We start from the raw sequence: 19754 nt of genomic DNA, 5'->3' as shown, positions 1-19754 counted from the left end.
AGACAATAATCAAGCGTGCCAGCGGCAATAGATCGGCCTCGACTGGTTAGCCCCCACGCCGCCCGTCCGCTGCCGGCTAACATGATCGATCCAGCTTTACGAGAGTTTAAAGCGGGCCTTAACCATCACATCATTTTGTCCTCCGACACGATGCGCGAGTGCGCCCTGTTCGGCCGCCATATCAAGACACCTCCCTCCCTTTGCAGAAATGCCCACCCATGCTAACCCGGCGCTGGCGCGGCCCAGCAACCGGTCGCCGCCAATCGATCGCTGCCAATCGGTTGTCGTTGAGAGCCATGAGCAAAACCGCCAGCCGTTTCGCCTTCGTCTCGTCCGGTACAGCCGACGCCAATGCGGCGCTGGAAAGCCTTTCTGCGCGTTACGGCCAGGCATCCGTCGAAGAAGCCGGGATCGTCGTGGCGCTCGGCGGCGACGGCTTTCTGCTGCAGACCCTGCGTGAGACGATGAGCACGGGAAAGAAGGTCTACGGCATGAACCGTGGCACCATCGGTTTCCTGATGAACGAATACCGCGCCAGCGGCTTGACCGGGCGCATCGCGGCGGCCGTTGCCGAAACGATCCGTCCGCTGGAGATGCAGGCAGTTACGGCGGAGGGCGAGACGATTTCGGCGCTGGCGATCAACGAGGTCGCGCTTTGGCGCCAGTCCTACCAGACCGCCAAGATCCGCATCACCGTGGATGGGCAAGAGCGGCTGGAGGAATTGCACTGCGACGGCGTGATGATTGCGACGCCGGCCGGCTCGACCGCGTACAATCTGTCCGCGCACGGGCCGATCCTGCCGCTCGACGCTCCGCTGCTGGCGCTGACCCCGGTCAGCCCGTTTCGCCCGCGCCGCTGGCGCGGCGCGCTGCTCTCCAACAAGGCGAGCGTGCGTTTCGACATTCTGGAGCCGGAAAAGCGGCCGGTGAACGCCGCCGCCGACCACACCGAGGTCAAGGCGGTGACGACGGTCACGGTAAGGGAATCGCCGACGGCAACGGCGACGCTGCTGTTCGATCCCAACCATTCGTGGAACGAGCGCATTCTCGCCGAACAGTTCAGGTATTAAACGACAAAAGTAAAACCCGGCACGAGGCCGGGTCCAGTGCAACACAAAGTCTCGCCGCAACCGATCCTTACGATTTAGAACTTGTAGTTCAGGCCGACAACTCCGGTGTGTATCCGGACCTTTGCCTCGACATTCTCGCCGCCGTCGACCGTATAATCGCCCTTGCCTAGATCGAAATACTTGTATTCGCCCTTGAGCGACCAGTGATCATTAAAGGCATATTCCAGGCCCGCACCCAGCGTCCAGCCTGCTTTGGTCTTCGTGGTATCGTTCGTCCCGACGGGACCACTGGTGCCAATCTCTATGGTTCCATAGCCGAGACCACCGGTACCGTAAATCAGCAGCCTGTCCATCGTGTAGCCAATTCGACCCCGCAACGAACCGAGCATCTTTACATCGGACTCGCAAGTGTAGGCTGGGTTTGGGCAAGATGTGTCCCCATCGATCTTGGCGGCCGCGATATCCGCCTCGATACCATAGACTATATTTCCGCTCTGGAAATTGTAGCCGGCCTGAACGCCGCCTAGAGCACCGCTGCCATCGTGATCAGCCGTCGCCCCGTTAAGGCTATATTCCCAGTCCACCTTGCTTTTGCCGCCGCCGACATGCGCGCCTAAATAAAAGCCCGTCCAGTTGTATGTTGACGCAACCGGCAACTCCACGACGTCGGCCGCCATCGCCGGCATCAAGGCAAGTGCCACAAATGCGGCAGAGAGAAGAATTTTTTTCATGATGTGGCCCCTCGACTAAGAAAAATGGATGAATCATTCGTGTCAAGGTTTCTGCTCCAACTCAAATCCTAAATGCAATTTTGCCGTGCAATCGGGATGAATGCAGCAAGGCGTTGCTGATCCGCAACACTTGCGCTGGTGCGGAAAAAACTGTTGCCTTCCTGGAAAGTCGGCATCGGCGATGCGGTAACCATCGCGATTAAGGTTACGACTTCACAATCGCGCCAATGCCGCCCGTTTGTGTTGACAAATCGTGGGCTTGCGCCTACCTGCAATACCAATCTTGCAGGCGCGCGGCGCTTGCCGCGACTGCTTATGTTGCGCCCCCGAACCAGCCAAAGACCGCCAAACTTGTCCTCAGACACCCAGATCGCTCAAGAAGCGTTGACCTTCGCAGACCTCGGCCTGTCGCCGAAGGTCCTTTCCGCAGTTACCGATGCCGGCTACACCGAGCCGACGCCGATCCAGGCTGGTGCTATCCCGCACGCCTTGCTCGGCAAGGATGTGCTGGGCATTGCCCAGACCGGCACCGGCAAGACGGCGTCCTTCGTCCTGCCGATGCTCACCCGGCTGGAAAAGGGCCGCGCCCGCGCCCGCATGCCGCGCACGCTGATCCTCGAGCCGACGCGCGAGCTCGCCGCGCAGGTCGAGGAAAACTTCGTCAAATACGGCAAGAACCACAAGCTCAATATCGCGCTGCTGATCGGCGGCGTGTCCTTCGACGAGCAAGACAAGAAGCTCGAGCGCGGCGCCGACGTGCTGATCGCGACGCCAGGCCGCCTGCTCGACCATCGCGAACGCGGCAAGCTCCTGCTCAACGGCGTCGAGATCCTCGTCATCGACGAGGCCGACCGCATGCTCGACATGGGCTTCATCCCCGATATCGAGCGCATCTGCGAAATGATCCCGTTCACCAGGCAAACGCTGTTCTTCTCGGCGACGATGCCACCGGAAATCACCAAGCTCACCGAGAAATTCCTGCACGCGCCGGTGCGCGTCGAAGTGTCGAAGGCAGCATCGGCCGCCACCAACATCACCCAGCGGCTGGTGAAATCCGGCCCGAAACCCTGGGACAAGCGCGAGACGCTGCGCAATCTGATGAAGGCCGAGGATGCCGAGCTGAAGAACGCCATCATCTTCTGCAACCGCAAGGTCGAGGTGTCGGAGCTGTTCCGTTCGCTGCTCAAATATGATTTCGACGCCGGCGCTCTGCACGGCGACATGGACCAGCGCGCGCGCATGCAGATGCTGGCCAATTTCCGTGACGGCAAGCTGCGCTACCTCGTCGCTTCGGACGTCGCGGCGCGCGGCCTCGACATTCCCGACGTCAGCCATGTCTTCAACTACGACGTGCCGATCCACGCCGAGGATTATGTCCACCGCATCGGCCGCACCGGCCGCGCCGGACGCTCCGGCAAATCCTTCACCATCGCGACCAAATCGGACACCAAATACATCGACGCCATCGAACGGCTGATCGGCACCAAGATCGAGTGGCATGACGGCGACCTGTCGACAGTCGTCGCCAGCGAGGGCGGCGAGGACGAGGCCCCGCGCCGTGGCCGTGGTGCGCCACGCCGCGCCGGGCGTAAGGACGACGCCAAGGACAGGGGCGAGCGCAAGCCGCGTGAACGCCACGCCAAGCGCAGCGAAGAAGCAGCGCCGGAAGCGGTTAGCGAGGAACAGCCGGTCGTGGCCGAAGCCGCCGTCGCCGATATTGGCGAGCGGCGTACCCGCAAGGAGGCGATCCGCTCGGAAAACAGCGAGCGCCAGGCTTCACCTGAACGGAAGGCTTCGCCCGATCGCAACGAACGGCGTGCGCCCGAACGCGGCGACACCAGGCCGCAGCGCGAGCGCCCTGCCCGCCAACGCCAGGAAGACAATGACGCGACCGTCGGCTTCGGCGACGACATGCCGGCCTTCATGCGGATCGTCGCCAAGGTCTGATATCCAGCTTGCGCGTCCCATGGCCGCGCGAAGCGTTGCCGCCAGTCAGTCCGGCAGCCCCGCCTTGCGAAGGCCTTCGATATATCTGCTGCGATCGTCCGGTCGATAAAACGGCGGCAGCACCTCGGCGAGATTCGAGAGCCGCAGCGAGGGATCGACCTCGCAGACCCGGGCCATAGTCTGCTGCGCTTCCGACAGGCGTCCCGCCAGGGCATGACTCGCCGCCACTACACGCATCGCGCTCACGTAGTTCGGTTGGTACCGTAGCGACTTTCCCGCCCAAGCGGCGGCGTCATCGTAGTGGCCGGCACAAAAATGAGCGAGCCCGGTGTTGAATTGCCAAGCGAACAGACGTGGATCCAATGGGCTTAGGCGCATGGCAAGCGCGGCGTGCTCGACGGCCTTGCCTGGCTCGCCAAAGCAAGCCTTGACCCAGCTGCTTAGGCCCCACGCGGCCGCTAGATTCGGGTTGAGAACGAGCGCGCGATCGATGCAAGCCGCACTGTCGTCAAGGTCGCCACCTACGTAGCCGAGGACGTATCCACCGAAGGAAAGCGCAATCGCATCGTCCCTTCCGAGTTCGACCGCTCTCCTGGCCAGTCGAGTAGCCTCGGCATTCTCTTTCGCGCGGTCGACCATCCAGCCGTTGCTTTTTCGGGTGGCGTAGCACCGCGCCGCCCGCGCATAGGCTGCGGCAAACTCCGGGTCACGGTCGATCGCTTTCATGAAGAGGCGCAAGGCATCGTCGATGGCCGATCTACTAGTGATCGTCCGGTCAAAGGCCGCCAGCCCGCGGAGGTAGTAATCATAAGCGTCGAGGCTTTCTGTCGGCTTGCGTTTGGCACGCTCGATCTCAGCCTCCTCCATTTTCGGTGTGATTGCGCCGACAATACTCGAGGCGACCTGGTCCTGCAGATCGAAGACTTCGGCGAGCATCCCGTCAAAACGGTCGGCCCAGAGATAGGCCTCCGTCGAGGTGTCGATGAGCTGCCCGGCGATGCGCAGGCGGTCGCCCGCCCGGCGAACACTTCCCTCGACCACATAGCGCACGCCCAGCTCACGCCCGACCTGCTTTATGTCTATGGACCGTCCCCTGTAGGTGAAGCTCGAATTCCGTGCGACTACGAACAGGTGACGAAAGTGAGCCAAGGCGGTGACAATGTCTTCCACCATGCCGTCGGCAAAATATTCCTGCTCGATATCACCGCTTAGGTTCTGAAACGGCAGCACCGCAATCGATGGCTGGTCGTCGCGCCTCGTCGGGACTGCCAGAACCGGCGCCAGTGATGCGGCGCCAGAGCTTGGCTCCGGCCGCTGATGTTCAGGTCGTTCACGGGACTGCAGGGAAGCCGCCAGCGAGCTTGTCTGCTCTTCAGGCTCGGCGTTCAGATGTTTCCTTAAAGCTGCCCGACACAGCTCGAACTGACGCAAGGCGGCGTTTTCGTGGCCTCGATGAGCGTGGATGCGGATAAGCGCCCGATGGGCTGCCTCCGCCGTCGGATCCGAGGCGAGCAATCTCTCCGCGAGCCCTTCGCAGGCCGTCTCTTCGGCTGAGCCGGGTGCGGGCAGCGCCAGGCTCAGCCGGTCGACCAATTGCAGCGCCTTGCGCTGATACTTGCTCAGATACGGTCCAAACCACTCGTCCAGTTCGTCAGGGATGGCTTGCCCGGCAAGCAGCTCGCCGCGGTAGAGATCGGCGGCGAAGGCGAGATCGGCGGTTCGGCCCTGCTCCAATTTCCTGTCGAAGATCGAGATGTCCGCCTCATCCGGACCGGCAATCAGCGCAACGGTTTCCTGATCCCCATAAATGTAGACGGCTGCATCCGAGCTGGCGGGGAACGTGCGCCTGATGTCGACCAGCGCTTGCCGCAAACTATTGCGGGCCTGCCCGTTGCTTCGCCCCGGCCAAAAGGCTTCGGAAAGCTGCTCGCGACCATGGCCGCGGCGGCCCGCGAGAACCAGAGCAGCAAAAAGGAGCGAAGTCTTGCGTGTGGCGAACCGGACAGGCCGATGCTCCGGGGAAGTAACCGCCAGGCCACCAAGCAACCGGATGCGCACAAATCGTCTCCAGGCTTCTATGCAGCGACAGAATAGCATCTCGGCGGATCGATTTAACACCGATTTAACGGCGGATCGCCGGACTTCTCCCAGTTGTTCACGCACAGCCGAACAGCCCGAAAACCCCTGCGTGGCACGCTCCCATCCGCAAACTCGAAATGGGAGACCAAAACAATGGCTCACACGGCAACTCGCGCTGCCCGCAGCATGTCCAAACGCTTGCTTGGGTCTAGCCTGAAAGGCGCAGCAATGATGATCGCTGCCTTCACGGGATGGCGGCGGACCGTCGCGAGACGCAGAGCACTGGCAGATCTGACGACCGAACAGCTGAAGGACATCGGTCATTCGGAGGTTCATCAACCCGCACTCGATGCCGCCACGGCTGTTCTCATCACGAACTTGATGTCGATGAGGTAAGATCGGCGTTGAGTTTGGTCTGCGCCTAAAGGTTCTTGAGTTCCAGGCGGGATGCCAACAGGTCCAGAAAAGCGCGGACTTTGGCCGAGGATGATCTGCCTTCCGGCCACACGGCGTGTATCGGCACCGGCACTGGCTCGAAGTCGGTCAGAGCCAGCTCCAGGCAGCCGTCGTCCACCAAGTGTTTTACCTGCCAAAGCGGCGAGTAGCCCAATCCCAATCCGTGAACCGCGGCTGCATAGATCGATATCATCAAATTCGACCGGAAGGTGCCCGCGACCTTCACCGGCCGGGGCTTGCCTTCAATCTGAAACACCCATTCGCCTGGGCGGCCGTCGACGGTTCGTACGATGCATTCATGCTCACGCAATTCGAGCGGATGGGCCGGTCGGCCGTGTTGCTGGAAGTAGGCAGGTGCGCCGAACACCACGCGTCGCAGCGCGCCCAGGCGCTTCGCACGTAAATTGGAATCCGGCAAATTGCCGATTCTTACCGCCAGATCGAGACCCTCGGCATCAAGATCGACAAATTCATCGGAAAGCTTGAGGTCAACCTCGACCCGGGGATATGTCCGCATGTAGTCGGCGATAACCGGCACGAGGAAGTCCGGGCCGAACAAAACAGGGGCACTCACACGCAGGATGCCCGATGGCTCCGACCGTCGATTGGCCGCCTGAAGCCTGGCTTCGTTAATTTCCTCGACGGCGGGTTTGATGCGCTGGAAAAAGGCCGCTCCGGCTTCGCTCGGCCTCGAGCGGCGTGTCGTCCTGTGCAGAAGCTCGACCCCGATTGATTCCTCCAATGTCGCCAGGGACCGGCTGACCGACTGCAGCGAGCGGTTCAGCCGGCGCGCGGCAGCCGTCAGGCTGCCATGCTCGACAATGGCAATGAAGGCTTCGAAATCATCTATCCGGCTCATCGCTCATTCTCCCGAAAATCGGGAGAAACTATCGCAAATTCGATTGATTGTAACGCAGTTCGCTAGATTTTATCTTCCCTGCACAGGCCGAAAGGCAGACTCGAGGGAAGGAGATCGTCATGCGAACGTCCAGTCCAACCATCCTGGTCGTAGGCGCCGCAGGCCGCGTTGCCGGTTTGGTAGTGCCTGAACTCGTCGGCCGCAATGCCAGGATTCGGGCGCTTGTTCGTGACGCCGCGAGTGCCGAAAAAGCCCGGAAAGCCGGCGCATCCGAGATCGCGATCGGAGATCTGCGCAACCATCAGAGCCTTGAGCAGGCCGTGAAAGGTGTCGACGGTGTCTTTCACATCGGACCGGCCTTTGCTCCCGACGAAGCCGCCATGGGGGTTGCCATGGTTGAGGCGGCGGCGCGAGCAGGCGTTCGAAAGTTCGTCTTTTCGTCGGTGATCCGGCCGACCAATACGAGGCTGGAAAACCATGCAAGCAAGGTACCCGTCGAAGCTGCCCTCTATTCGACGAACATGGAATACACCATTCTGCACCCGGCCAATTTCATGCAAAATATTGCGGGGGCCTGGCCGTCCGTCGTCGAGCACGGCGTTTTCGCCGAGCCGTTTCCAAGGACGGCGAAGCTCGCCCGCGTCGACTATCGCGATGTGGCTGAAGTGGCGGCAATCGCATTGACCGAAGCACGTTTGTCCTATGCGACCCTCGAGCTGTGCGCCGACGGTATGCACAGCCGCGAAGAGGTCGTCGCCATGATGAGCGAAGCGCTTGGCCGGCCGGTTTCGGCGGGCGAGCCGACATTTAAGGACTGGGCGGCGAAGGCCCGCCTTCCCTATACCGACCGGCAATTGCAGATGCTGGCCAAGGTACACAGCCACTACGCCAAATACGGCCTCGGCGGGAACAGCCTGACGTTGCGTGCCGTGCTTGGCCGCGAGCCGCGTTCGCTGCGAAGCTTCATTCGGGAATTGGCGCTGCAGACGGCATATGCCGCCTGATCGTCCTCACAATAACGCCTATGCATATTTCTGATTAGGAGATTTCGATGCAAGCATCACCGGACCGAGCCTTCAAGTTGAGAAAGCTGCCGCCCTCCTACGGCGCGGTGGTGATGCCGCTGGTTCTTTCGATTCTGATGTCCTCGATTGTCTCGGCGGTTTCGACGGCAATCGGCGCAGGCTGGACGAACGGGTTTATAGCAGCCTGGAGCTATGCATGGGGCGCTTCATGGCTTGTCGCGTTTCCCAGTCTGCTGATTGTGCTTCCGATCGTGCGCCGGATCGTTGCCGCGATTGTCGATCAGCCGGCCCGGTCCTGACATCACGAACGAAGGGTGCCGGCGGCCAGAGGGCCGGCATAGCCATTAGAGCGGCCCCTTGCGGGGCCGCTGCCGGTTCGTGCGCTTGCCTCAGGTAAGCGGCGACAGCTGTATCTCGACGCGGCGGTTCTGAGCCCGGCCGGCAGCGGTCGCGTTGGAGGCGATCGGACGCGTCTTGCCGAAGCCGGTGACGGCGAAGCGGCGGGAATCGACGCCCTGTCCGGACAGATAGTTGGCGACCGCCAAAGCACGGCGCTGCGAAAGGTCGAAATTGTGCTCGTCGCTGCCGGTCGAGTCGGTGTGGCCGAACACGTCGACCGTGGTCTGGCGGAACTTTTTCAGCACAAGGGCCACTGAATTCAGCACCGGATAGAAACCGGCCTTCACCGCGTCCTGGTCGACGTTGAAGGTAATGTCGGACGGCATATTGAGGATGATCTGGTCGCCGGTGCGGGTGACGCTGACGCCGGTGCCCTGAAGCTGTCGGCGCAGTTCGGCCTCGTTCTGGTCCATGGTGGCACCGATGGCACCGCCGGCAAGCGCGCCGATGCCCGCGCCGATCAGCGCGTTGCGGCGGTCGTTACCGCCGGCAAGCATGCCGAGCCCGGCACCCGCCAAAGCACCGAGACCGGCGCCGGCAGCGGTGTTGGAAACCTTCTGTTCCCCGGTGTAGGGATCGGTGGTGCATGCGCTCACGAGCACAGCCGTCGCCACGACGGCGAGCACAATCTTTTTCATACGGTGGTCCCTCTCCATTCCACGGCCGCGCAACGGCGCACCGCATCAGCCCTTCCAGCGACTTGTAACATGAAATGCGGCGAAAAGCGGACCAGCAAAAGCCGTTGCCGCGGCTTTCCCCGGCTCAATTCCACACGCCTGCAGCGGCTCGCGCGACCACCGCAATTCGATCGGCTACCAGAGATTCTTGCCGTCGATGACCACCACTTCGACCGTGTCGAGATCGAAATCGTCGAACAGCCGCGAGTTCACGCTGATCTTCGGATTGTCGAAATTCGGCTCGCCTGTCGACCAGTCCGGCGTCTCGGTGAAGGTGCCACAGCCGCAGGTGGCGCAAAAACCGTGTTTTATGGTTTTCGATCCCCACAGGTAGAACGAGACATTCTCCGGCGAGCTGGTGAGTCTGAATTGCGATGGGGTGTAATAGGCCCACAACGAACCGCGTTTCGAACAGAAGGAACAGGTGCATCGCGTCACCGTCTGCGGCGCTTGCGAAACCTCGAACGTCGTCGCCTTGCAGTGGCAGCTTGCCTTGATGGTCATGAATTGGTCCCTCACAATGCCGCCGCCCCGTACGGCAAAGGCAGCATAAAGAAGCGCTCCTGACAACTGCCAGTCAGCAGGCCTGTGAGCCTGCGATAGGCAGGTTAAAAGTGCTGGAGTGCCGATCGAAGGCTCATCGAGCCAAAGCCGGCGCACCTTCGGGTCAGCCCGTCGGCAAGCTTTGGGCGTCATGCGCTAATAGGACGATGGCGGCACGAACAGGCAGATGGTCTTTCCGTCATTGGCACCGGCAACGGAGCACCAATGATATTCGCCGTCGGGCGAATTCTTGATCCGCTTGTCGCTATAGGCCACGACCTCCCCGGTTCCTTTGATGACATAGCCCTCCGGACGTTCGCTGATCGATGTCTGAGAGACCTCGCGGCAATCATAGCCCGAGCAGCAGGAGAACGGATAGCTCCAGCCTTGCGGCATGGCCGCGGTCGGTTTGGCATCATGCGCCAGAGCAGGCGCCGCAAATGGAATGGCGGCAGCAATCAAAACCACTGCCGCGACAAGTGAATTCAGGAGTCGGCGCGCCGTGCGGGCGACTGGGGCCGGTCTGGTTGTGAGAGCAAGCATGAGCGCAGTTCCTATCAACGGTTGTCAAGCATCTCGCTTGCCCGTTCCCGGAACGTGTCTTCCCAGTGGCCGGATCGTCAGGTCGCAGATACGCCGCGTCCGGCCATAAATGCTTTTTTCCTCCCCAGCGCATGAATGCTGGGCTGATTCCTTGGTTGGCGCAAGCAATTGCTGTCGCAACCGAACGCCGACCTCTGCAGTCGGAACCAACCTGCCGCCCTGATTGACGAAACCTGGTCAAGCCCGGCAACGGGATCGCCAATAACGGGATTTGGCTCGCGCTGGTTCCAGGCTTGGCACCGGCGGCCCGCGACATCCGCGTCAAAAGCGGAAATCGATCTTGAAGAATCCGATGAAAAACAAAGTTGTAGAACGACAGGTAAGTGCGAATTGAGAGCTCGTCACTCTCGCGCGGTGGCCGTAACGCTCGCGTGATGAACCCACGTTCCTGCCGGATTGGTGCCCGGCGCCTCAGTCGATATCGGCCACCGTTTCGCCGGCGCCACCTTCGATCCGCTGCGACAGCGAGGCTTCCATGAAATCGTCGAGGTCGCCGTCGAGCACGCTCGACGGGCTGGTGCTCTCGACGCCGGTGCGCAGATCTTTCACCAGCTGATAGGGCTGCAGCACGTAGGACCGTATCTGGTGGCCCCAGCCAATATCGCTCTTCGACGCTTCGGTGGCGTTCGCCACCGCTTCGCGCTTCTTCAGCTCTTCCTCGTAAAGCCGCGAGCGCAGCATTTCCCAGGCCTTGGCCTTGTTCTTGTGCTGGGAGCGCTCGGCCTGGCAGGCAACCGCGATGCCGGTGGCGAGATGGGTTATGCGCACCGCCGAATCGGTGGTGTTGACGTGCTGGCCGCCCGATCCCGACGACCGATACGTGTCGATGCGGACGTCGGATTCGGAAACGTCGATGTCGATCGTATCGTCGATGACGGGATAGACCCAGACGCTGGCGAAGGAGGTGTGGCGGCGCGCATTGCTGTCATAGGGCGAAATCCGCACGAGACGATGCACGCCCGATTCCGTCTTCAGCCAGCCATAGGCGTTGTGGCCCTTGATCAGCAGCGTGGCGGACTTGATACCGGCTTCTTCGCCGTCATGCACTTCAAGCACCTCGACCTTGAAGCGGCGCCGCTCGGCCCAGCGCGTATACATGCGCAGAAGCATCGAGGCCCAGTCCTGGCTTTCGGTGCCGCCGGCGCCGGCATGGACTTCCAGATAGCTATCGTTGGCGTCAGCCTCGCCCGACAGCAGCGTTTCGATCTGGCGCGCCTTGGCCTCGCCGCGCATCGAGCGGATCGCCGCTTCGGCCTCCGCGATGACGCCCTCGTCGCCCTCTTCCTCGCCAAGCTCGATGAGGCCGATATTGTCTTCCAGGGCCTGGGTGAGGCCTTTGACCGCGGCAATGCCTTCCTCGAGGCCCTGACGCTCGCGCATCAGCTTTTGCGCTTCCAGCGGCTCGTTCCAGAGGCTCGAATCCTCGGCACGGACGTTCAGGTACTCAAGCCGCTTTATGGCTTGGTCCCAGTCAAAGATGCCTCCTCAGCAGGGTGATTGCCTGCCTGATCTCGTCGACAATGTTTTGCGTTTCCGCGCGCATGGCTGGCTGTTATGTCCTGTTGCTGGATGGCGGTTTGGTGGCGCGATACATAGGGACGGCACGGTCTCCTGTAAAGCGCCGGCCCCTTTATGTACCGGCCTCCGTAAAGCGGAATGGACCGGCTCGACCATCATCGTCAAGCCGGTCCGACCCGATGCAGCGATTATCAGTAGAGCCCGCCGCCGCCCGACTGGATGGCCTGGTTGGCCTGCGGCGACAGCGCCCCGCCGGTGGCGTTGGAGCCGTCCGCACCCATGCCGATCACCCAATAGCTGTCGGCGGGACCGGTACCCGGCTTGAAGGCTTCGATGATGGTTCCGGCGTCGCCCGCGTTGGCTCGCATGCCGGTCTTGCGATTGATCGCAATCAGCTTCATGCCTTCCGGAACCTTGAAGTCGACATTGGGCGTGCCGTCCAGCGCCACGCGCATGAAATCCTTGAAGATCGGCGCGGCAAGGCCGCCGCCGGTCGCGCCCTTGCCAAGGCCTTTCGGCTGATCGTAGCCCATATAAAGGCCGACAACGAGGTTCGGCGTATAGCCGATGAACCAGGCATCCTTTTCGTCATTGGTCGTTCCGGTCTTGCCGGCGATGTGACGGCCGAGCTCGTTGATGGTGGCGCCGGTGCCGCGTTGCACGACGCCCTCCATCATCGATGTGATCTGGTAGGCGGTCATCGGATCGAGCACCTGCTCGGAATTGTCGACCAGCTCGGGCTCTGGCTGGTTCTGCCACTCGGCGGCGTTGCAGTTCGAGCAGCCGCGTTCGTCCTGCCTAAAGACGGTCTTGCCGTAGCGGTCCTGGATGCGGTCGATCAGCGACGGCTTGATCGACTTGCCGCCATTGGCCATGATCGAATAGGCCGACACCATGCGCATCACCGTAGTCTCGCCTGATCCCAGCGCCATCGGCAGATACGGCGCCAGATGGTCGTAGACGCCGAAACGCTCGGCATACTCCACGACCAGCTTCATGCCCATGTCGTTGGCAAGCCGCACCGTCATCAGATTGCGCGATTTCTCGATACCGGAGCGCAAGGTCGCCGGGCCGGCAACCGTTCCGTCGTAATTCTTGGGCGTCCAGGTCGTGTTGCCGCTCTGGATGGTGATCGGCCCGTCCATGATCACGGAGGCGGGCGTATAGCCATTGTCGAGGGCGGCCGAATAGACGATCGGCTTGAACGACGATCCGGGCTGGCGCATGGCCTGCGTCGCCCGGTTGAACTCCGACTGCGCGTAGGAGAAACCGCCGACCATGGCCAGGACGCGTCCGGTATGCGGATCCATGGCGATCAGGCCGCCTTCCACTTCGGGAACCTGGCGCAAGCTGTAGCTGTTGTCCGAGCCCTCGTTCTTCTGCACGAAAATCACGTCGCCCGGCTTCAGCACGTCGGCCGGCGACTTCGCCTTGACGGTCCTGCCACCGACGACGTGGCGCATGGCGAAGCTCATGTCTTCCTTGCTGACGGTGCCTTCGACGCGGTCCTTCACGATATCACCGGAGATCTGGCGCGTCGGCTGCAGGCCGATGGACAGGCCGGTGGCAGAGCTGTCGAGCACGACGGCGAGCGACCATTCCGGCACGTCCTCCAATCGCTTGACGTTGCCCAGCGGCACGCCCCAGTCGCCGGAAATGTCAATGCTCGTGACCGGCCCGCGGTAGCCGCGCAACGTGTCGAACTTCATGAGACCGTTCTGCATGGCCTTGCGGGCAATCAGCTGCATCTTCGGATCGAGCGTCGTGCGGACGGAAAGGCCGCCTTCGTAGAGCGCATTCTCGCCATAGCGCGCGATGATCTGGCGACGCACTTCCTCGGTGAAATACTCCCCGGCGAAGAGATAGTTGCCGGTGCGGCGCGGCGTGACGCCGAGCGGCTCGGCCTTGGCCTTCTCGCCTTCTTCATGCGTGACGTAGCCGTTCTCGACCATCTGGTCGATGACCCAGTTGCGGCGCTCCAAGGCCCGATCGGCATGCTTGAAGGGATGGTAGTTGTTCGGCCCCTTTGGCAGGGAGGCGAGATAGGCGGCTTCGGCCACGGTGAGCTCGTTCACCGATTTGTCGAAATAGGTGAGTGCAGCACCGGCGACGCCATAGGCGCCGAAGCCGAAGAAAATTTCGTTGAGATAGAGCTCGAGAATGCGATCCTTCGAATAGGCCTGCTCGATGCGGAAGGCGAGGATCATCTCCTTGATCTTACGCTCGTAGGTCTGATCTGAAGACAACAGGAAGTTTTTCGCCACCTGCTGGGTAATCGTCGAGGCGCCGACCTGGCGCTTTCCCGAGCCAACATTCTGCAGGTTGACGACAATGGCGCGGCCAAGGCCGGTCACGTCGATGCCGGGGTGATTGTAAAAATTCTTGTCCTCGGCCGACAGGAAGGCCGCCTTGACACGATCCGGGATCGCCTGAATCGGCAGATAAAGCCGCCGCTCACGCGCATATTCGGCCATCAGCGCGCCATCCGACGCGTGGATGCGGGTCGTCACCGGCGGCTCGTATTTGGCCAGCACCTCGTAATCGGGCAGGTCCTTCGACAAATGGCCGATATAAATCGCCACGCCCGCCGCGACCAAAAGGGCCAGCGTCGTGCCGATGCCGAAGAAATAGCCAATGAGACGAATCATACCCGCTCCAGTCCTTGGTTCGGGAATTTCCTAAACGAAGCCGCCCTTCACGCAAGCTTTCGGGACGATCCCAAACCGTAATCGCAAAATCCATGTCGCGACCATGTGGGCAAAATACGGCAGCGCGGGATTTCGGTTTCGAATGCCGGAAATAAAAGCACAGGGGTGTTGTCGCCGTGCAACGCTGCTTCAGGTTGTGGCGCCGGTAGGCATTTCAGCCTCCGGCCCCCGTTCCGCTTCTGGCCGAAGCAAACAGGGCAACGGCATTGGTTATGCTCTGGGTCGCCTTGTTGCGCCAATCGGCGCTGAGCAACTGCGCTTCGTCCTTGGCGTTCGACAGATAGCCGAGTTCGACCAGCACGGATGGAACGTCCGGCGCCTTCAGCACCTTGAAGCCGGCAGAACGCTGCGGGTTGTTGATCAGACCGACGCTGGTGGAAAGCTGGCCGACGAGAGTATGGGCGAAGCTCATCGAAAAATTATGCGTCTCGCGGCGGATCAGGTCGATCAGGATATCGGTCACTTCCTTGCTGTCGTCCTTGATCTCCATGCCGGCGAACTGGTCGGAAAGATTTTCACGGTCGGCAAGCGCCTGCGCCTCGGGATCGGAAGCCTTGTCGGACACGGTGTAGACGGTTGCACCGCGAATGCCCTTGAGGCTGATCGTGTCCGCATGGATCGAGATGAGCAGGTCGGCCTCATGCTGGCGGGCAATGCGCACGCGGTCGTCGAGCCGCAGGAACTCGTCCGTTTCGCGCGTCAGGAACACGTCGTATTTGCCGCTGGCGGCTAGCTTGTCGCGCAGTTCCATGGCAAAGGCGAGCGTCACGTTCTTTTCGACCGTACCGTTCAGGCCCTCGGCACCGCCGTCGATGCCGCCATGGCCGGGATCGACGACGACGGTGAAACGATGGCCCGGATTGGAGACCGGCCCGGTACCGACCCTGCCGGCCTTGTCGGCGGAGACCGTCGAGCCGGTCGTCAGCGCCTGATTGGCGAGCGCAGCGTCGAATTCTCGCTGCGACGCCGCCGACATGTCGATGGCGATGCGGTAGCCGTTGCCGTCACCGTTCTTGAGCACGTCGAGATTGTCAACGGCGAACGGTCCCTTGCCGGTGAGAATCAGCCGCGATTTCCCCTCGCCGAGCTCGCCGTAACGCACTGCGCGGACAAGCCCGCGCGGCTTTACATCCTTGGCATTGAGAGCGAATCTCGTGGCCGGCAGATCGATGACCAGGCGATCGGGGCCGCGCAGCAGGAACCATTTGATGTCGGGCTCGCGGTCGAAATTGATGACGATGCGCATCTTGGTAGCATCGCCGGCCATCTTGTAGCTCGTGGCACCAAGCGGTGCGTCGGCAGCACGCGAAAGCGGCGAAAAGACCAGCCAAGCCAGGATCAGCGACGGCAGCCAGACCGTGCGGAAGAACCAGCCTCCATGATGACGGCCCTTGTCTGCGAAGCCTGCCAGTCCCATCTTTCTACCAGTCGCTCCCGTTTGGCGTCATGTCCGACCGCTTGTCGAAGGGCCCTGTTGCTTGTCAAAGGGCCGGCAGGCCGCGAACTCGATTAACGATTGGTATCCAGAGAAGGTTAACCAAGCCTTTTCATGGAAGGCTTGGGACCTGTGCTTCCGCAGCGGAACGGCTTTTTGCCGGCATCGGGAATCGGGGTTGCCTTCCAACCCGCCAAATCATAAAAGCGATGGTGGATCACTGCAATCCTGGAACCGTCCTCCTCCGCAGCTTCCTGCTACAGGTCAGACGCAAGACGGCTCCTTTCGCTTCAGGCGAAGAAGGCATCGGTGATCGCGACGATTTTCGCAGGCGTGCTCCCGTGGCGGGGGAATCGCCTGCGTGAGCAAAACGGCCGGGATTGTCCCGTGCCGGCTCTGTATGAGCAAACAAGCTGGTCCGGTTTTTCCCGGGCTTTGGTTCAAAAGGTTCTGCTGGTGACGATGGCTTCAAGCGCAATCATGGAAAGGTCCGCAACAAACCGCGCCACTACGGCTGCGGGCGGCACCGCCATGGCGCTCAGGCAGCGGCCGGCGGACGTTCAATTGTCCGGCACTCATGTTCCAGGTCCACGGCAGCGGGCATTGCCCCGCAAGCTGCGGCCGACGGCTGCCGGGAGGAAACGAAATAATGCCCAACAAAATGCTGATAGACGCCTCCCACCCGGAGGAAACACGCGTTGTCGTCGTTCGCGGTAACCGAATTGAAGAATTCGACTTTGAATCCCAGGACAAGAAGCAGCTCAAAGGAAATATCTATCTCGCCCGCGTAACGCGCGTCGAACCTTCCCTCCAGGCAGCCTTTGTCGAATATGGCGGCAACCGTCACGGTTTCCTCGCCTTCAGTGAAATACATCCCGACTACTACCAGATTCCGGTCGCCGACCGTCAGGCGCTGCTGCGTGCGGAAGCACAGGAAGCCCAGGACGAAGAGGACGAGGAAGCCGCCGAAGGCGAGGACCGCCAGAGCCGCGACCGTGGCAAGCGCGGACGCCGGCGCGGCGGCAAGAGCCGTGACCGCGGCGAGCACAGGCACGAGGCAGGCGCGTCCGACGGCGAGAACGGCGAAGGTGCCGTCGCAGAAAAGCTGGATGCCGCTCCCGACAATGGCGAAACCATGTCCGACGTTGCTGGACAGAGTGAGGGTGCCGCCGGACAGAGCGATGAAGTCGCCGATCGCGGCGAGACCGAGCCGTCCGAAGGCGGTTCCAGTTCCATCGCTGCCAGCGTCGATGCCGACGTAATCTCGGAAGCCATCCCGCAAGTCGAGACAAGCGAAGCCGAGACGGGCGGGGCCGAGACAAGCGGCGAGGCAACCTCCGAGGACAATGATCGCGGCATGCTGGAAGAGGTGCAATCCTCGCATTCGGACGATCACGAGGTTGAATCGGTCGGCGCCGAAGACGCGCTGGAAGAAGTGCGCAACCGCCGCAAGCCGGTGCGCCGCCAGTACAAGATCCAGGAAGTGATCAAGCGCCGGCAGATCCTGCTGGTGCAGGTCGTCAAGGAAGAGCGCGGCAACAAGGGCGCGGCGCTGACCACCTATCTGTCGCTGGCCGGCCGCTATTCGGTGCTGATGCCGAACACGGCGCGCGGCGGCGGCATTTCGCGCAAGATCACCAATGCGCAGGACCGCAAGCGGCTGAAGGAAGTGGTCGCCGATCTCGAAGTGCCGCAGGGCATGGGTGTCATCCTGCGGACGGCCGGCGAAAGCCGCACCAAGGCAGAGATCAAGCGCGACTACGAATACTTGATGCGGCTTTGGGAAAACGTCCGCAATCTGACGCTGCAATCCACGGCCCCTGCCCTGGTTTACGAGGAAGGCAGCCTGATCAAGCGCTCGGTGCGCGACCTTTACAACAAGGATATCGACGAGATCCTGGTTTCCGGCGAAGAAGGCTACCGCGAGGCCAAGGACTTCATGCGCATGCTGATGCCGAGCCACGCCAAGGTGGTTCAGCCGTTCCGCGACACGACGCCGATCTTTGTGCGCAACGGCATCGAAGCGCAGCTCGACCGCATGCTGCAGCCGCAGGTGACGCTGAAGAGCGGCGGCTACATCATCATCAACCAGACGGAAGCGCTGGTCGCCATCGACGTCAATTCGGGCCGTTCCACCAAGGAGCACTCGATCGAGGACACCGCACTTCACACCAATCTGGAAGCTGCCGAGGAAGTCGCCCGGCAATTGAGGCTGCGCGATCTCGCCGGCCTCATCGTCATCGACTTCATCGACATGGAGGAGAACCGCAACAATCGCTCCGTCGAGAAGCGGCTGAAGGATCACCTCAAGAACGATCGTGCCCGCATCCAGGTCGGCCGCATCTCGCATTTCGGCCTGATGGAGATGTCGCGCCAGCGCATCCGTGCCAGCGTGTTGGAATCGACGATGAAGCCTTGCCCGCATTGCGGCGGCACCGGCCATGTGCGCTCCGATTCGTCGGTCGCGCTGATGGTGGTACGGGCAATCGAGGAATTCCTGCTCAAGGATTCGCGCAGCCACATCACCGTGCGGACGCCGGCAGCGACCGCGCTCTATGTGCTCAATCACAAGCGCGGCACGCTGGTGGAATTCGAGCACCGCTTCGGTGTGACCATCACCATCGAAGCCGATGATACGGTCGGTGCACAACACTATGCCATCTTCCGCGGTGCGCTGGCCGAAAAGCCGGAAGGCTTCGTCGAGGCGCGCACCTTCCCGGCCTATGTCGAGCCGGAAGAACCCGAGGACGAGATCGTCATCGAGGAGGAAGACGAGGCACCGGTGCAGGCCGAGCAGCCACGCCCTGCCCAGCAGCCGCAGCAGCCAAGGTCCGGCGAGGACGGCGAAGGTCGCGATCGCAAGCGCCGCAAGCGCCGCAGACGGCGCGGCGGCAAGGATCGTGAACACGGGGATCGTGAACACGGGGATCGTGACCACCGGGACCGCGAACATGGCGCTGCTGTGGAAGGTGCTTCCGTTTCGGCGCCGACCGACGATGCCTTGGTAGCCGACGGCGTCCAAGCCGCCGAAGCGGAACGTGAAGCGCCGGCCGGTGTTGCCGAAACGGCGGAAGCGGCGGACGACGGTCACGGCAAGAAGCGCCGGCGCGGCAAGCGCGGCGGCAAGCGCAATCGCCGTGAAGACGGCGAGGACAGCGTCGAAGCCGGCGCCGGCGAGCCAGCCGCCATGACGGAAGGTGCCGTGTCGGAAGCAGAGCCCGTGACCGGCGAGCAGGAAGGTGCCCCGCCGGCCGAAGAGCTTGCGGTGCTTGCTCCGGCGAACGACGACATGCCGAGCGCCGAAAAGCCGAAGAAGCCGCGCCGCGCCGCCAAGCCGAAGAAGGTTGCGGCGGAAGCAGTTGCCGAGATTGCGGGCGCCGAGACATCGGCTGCCGAGGCCGTGGCTTCCGGCGAGACCCCCGCGCCGGTGTCGCCGGAGACCGAAGTGGCGGCTGCCGAGGAAACGCCGAAGGTCCGGCCGTCGCGCCGCAAGCCCGTACCGGTGGATGCTCCGGTCGTGCCGGTCGTCTCTTCGATCGTCGCCGACGAGGCAAAGACCGAGGAAGCAAAGACCGAGGACAAGCCAAAGCGTGCCGGCTGGTGGCAGCGGAAGGGCTTTTTCTAAGCCTTTCCGTGCATTAGCCAGACTTTTTGATTAGAAAAGTCCCGCGTCGCCGATCGGCTGCGCGGGATTTTTTGCCCCA

Annotated in this window: 16 protein-coding genes; 6 read left to right on the top strand and 10 right to left on the bottom strand. The window is 62.0% G+C overall.

All coding sequences use genetic code 11. From position 1 onward, the window contains the following. Positions 1 to 296 precede the first annotated feature (296 nt). A complete protein-coding gene (locus tag NKJ72_RS13245; RefSeq protein WP_254817113.1) occupies positions 297 to 1070 on the top strand; it encodes an NAD kinase in 774 nt (257 codons plus the stop codon). A gap of 74 nt (positions 1071 to 1144) precedes the next feature. On the opposite strand, the gene NKJ72_RS13240 is transcribed toward NKJ72_RS13245, so the two are convergent. Further along, positions 1145 to 1801, bottom strand: a complete 657-nt coding sequence (locus NKJ72_RS13240; protein WP_352477471.1) for an outer membrane protein — start codon at positions 1799 to 1801, stop codon at positions 1145 to 1147. Positions 1802 to 1869: 68 nt separating this feature from the next. Then, entirely contained in the window at positions 1870 to 2166 is a 297-nt protein-coding gene (locus NKJ72_RS13235) for a hypothetical protein (RefSeq protein WP_352477470.1), read from the bottom strand. Here NKJ72_RS13235 and NKJ72_RS13230 point away from each other — a divergent pair. Continuing rightward, complete coding sequence (locus NKJ72_RS13230) at positions 2153 to 3748, top strand: DEAD/DEAH box helicase (RefSeq protein ID WP_352477469.1); 1596 nt, start codon at positions 2153 to 2155, stop codon at positions 3746 to 3748. The genes NKJ72_RS13235 and NKJ72_RS13230 overlap by 14 nt on opposite strands. Positions 3749 to 3793: 45 nt before the next feature. Here NKJ72_RS13230 and NKJ72_RS13225 read toward each other — a convergent pair whose 3' ends face one another. Beyond that, positions 3794 to 5806, bottom strand: coding sequence for a BTAD domain-containing putative transcriptional regulator (locus NKJ72_RS13225; protein WP_352477468.1), 2013 nt, complete (start codon positions 5804 to 5806; stop codon positions 3794 to 3796). 174 nt (positions 5807 to 5980) lie between these two features. On the opposite strand from NKJ72_RS13225, the gene NKJ72_RS13220 reads away from it, so the two are divergent. Further along, complete coding sequence (locus tag NKJ72_RS13220; protein ID WP_352477466.1) at positions 5981 to 6223, top strand: YjiS-like domain-containing protein; 243 nt, start codon at positions 5981 to 5983, stop codon at positions 6221 to 6223. Between the two features lie 25 nt (positions 6224 to 6248). Here NKJ72_RS13220 and NKJ72_RS13215 read toward each other — a convergent pair whose 3' ends face one another. Beyond that, positions 6249 to 7142 (bottom strand): LysR family transcriptional regulator, encoded by an 894-nt coding sequence (locus NKJ72_RS13215; protein ID WP_352477465.1) that lies wholly within the window; start codon positions 7140 to 7142, stop codon positions 6249 to 6251. 119 nt (positions 7143 to 7261) lie between these two features. Between NKJ72_RS13215 and NKJ72_RS13210 the strand changes: the two genes are divergently transcribed. Further along, positions 7262 to 8146, top strand: a complete 885-nt coding sequence (locus tag NKJ72_RS13210; RefSeq protein WP_352477464.1) for an NmrA/HSCARG family protein — start codon at positions 7262 to 7264, stop codon at positions 8144 to 8146. A 47-nt stretch (positions 8147 to 8193) separates the two neighbouring features. Next, positions 8194 to 8466 carry a DUF2798 domain-containing protein gene (locus tag NKJ72_RS13205; RefSeq protein WP_023679921.1) on the top strand — a complete coding sequence of 91 codons (273 nt, stop codon included), beginning with the start codon at positions 8194 to 8196 and terminating at the stop codon, positions 8464 to 8466. 90 nt (positions 8467 to 8556) lie between these two features. Here NKJ72_RS13205 and NKJ72_RS13200 read toward each other — a convergent pair whose 3' ends face one another. The 6 genes from NKJ72_RS13200 to NKJ72_RS13175 all read right to left on the bottom strand — a co-directional run bounded on the left by NKJ72_RS13200 (position 8557) and on the right by NKJ72_RS13175 (position 16032). After that, positions 8557 to 9204 (bottom strand): YiaD family glycine zipper/OmpA-like lipoprotein, encoded by a 648-nt coding sequence (locus NKJ72_RS13200; RefSeq protein WP_254817106.1) that lies wholly within the window; start codon positions 9202 to 9204, stop codon positions 8557 to 8559. Between the two features lie 174 nt (positions 9205 to 9378). Beyond that, positions 9379 to 9747: a GFA family protein gene (locus NKJ72_RS13195; RefSeq protein ID WP_352477463.1), complete on the bottom strand. Its 369-nt coding sequence runs from the start codon at positions 9745 to 9747 to the stop codon at positions 9379 to 9381. A 195-nt stretch (positions 9748 to 9942) separates the two neighbouring features. Further along, positions 9943 to 10329, bottom strand: a complete 387-nt coding sequence (locus NKJ72_RS13190; RefSeq protein ID WP_352477462.1) for a hypothetical protein — start codon at positions 10327 to 10329, stop codon at positions 9943 to 9945. Positions 10330 to 10800: 471 nt separating this feature from the next. After that, positions 10801 to 11932, bottom strand: a protein-coding gene (prfB, locus tag NKJ72_RS13185) for a peptide chain release factor 2 (RefSeq protein WP_352451084.1) whose coding sequence is annotated in 2 segments (ribosomal slippage) — positions 10801 to 11865 and positions 11867 to 11932 — 1131 coding nt in all. Because the reading frame shifts where the segments join, the coding sequence is not laid out codon by codon here. A gap of 166 nt (positions 11933 to 12098) precedes the next feature. After that, the gene (locus tag NKJ72_RS13180) at positions 12099 to 14555 is read right to left on the bottom strand and encodes a penicillin-binding protein 1A (protein ID WP_352477460.1); all 2457 of its coding nucleotides are present in this window, start codon (positions 14553 to 14555) and stop codon (positions 12099 to 12101) included. A 214-nt stretch (positions 14556 to 14769) separates the two neighbouring features. Further along, positions 14770 to 16032 (bottom strand): N-acetylmuramoyl-L-alanine amidase, encoded by a 1263-nt coding sequence (locus NKJ72_RS13175; protein ID WP_352477458.1) that lies wholly within the window; start codon positions 16030 to 16032, stop codon positions 14770 to 14772. 667 nt (positions 16033 to 16699) lie between these two features. Between NKJ72_RS13175 and NKJ72_RS13170 the strand changes: the two genes are divergently transcribed. Beyond that, positions 16700 to 19675, top strand: a complete 2976-nt coding sequence (locus NKJ72_RS13170) for a ribonuclease E/G (protein WP_352477456.1) — start codon at positions 16700 to 16702, stop codon at positions 19673 to 19675. The last annotated feature ends 79 nt before the right edge of the window (positions 19676 to 19754 follow it).

Origin of the sequence: Mesorhizobium sp. M0045, from assembly GCF_040323385.1 — a bacterium.
Classification (GTDB): Bacteria; Pseudomonadota; Alphaproteobacteria; order Rhizobiales; family Rhizobiaceae; genus Mesorhizobium.
The sequence above is the reverse complement of the archived record's forward strand: the minus strand, read 5'-3'. Positions and strand labels throughout refer to the sequence as shown.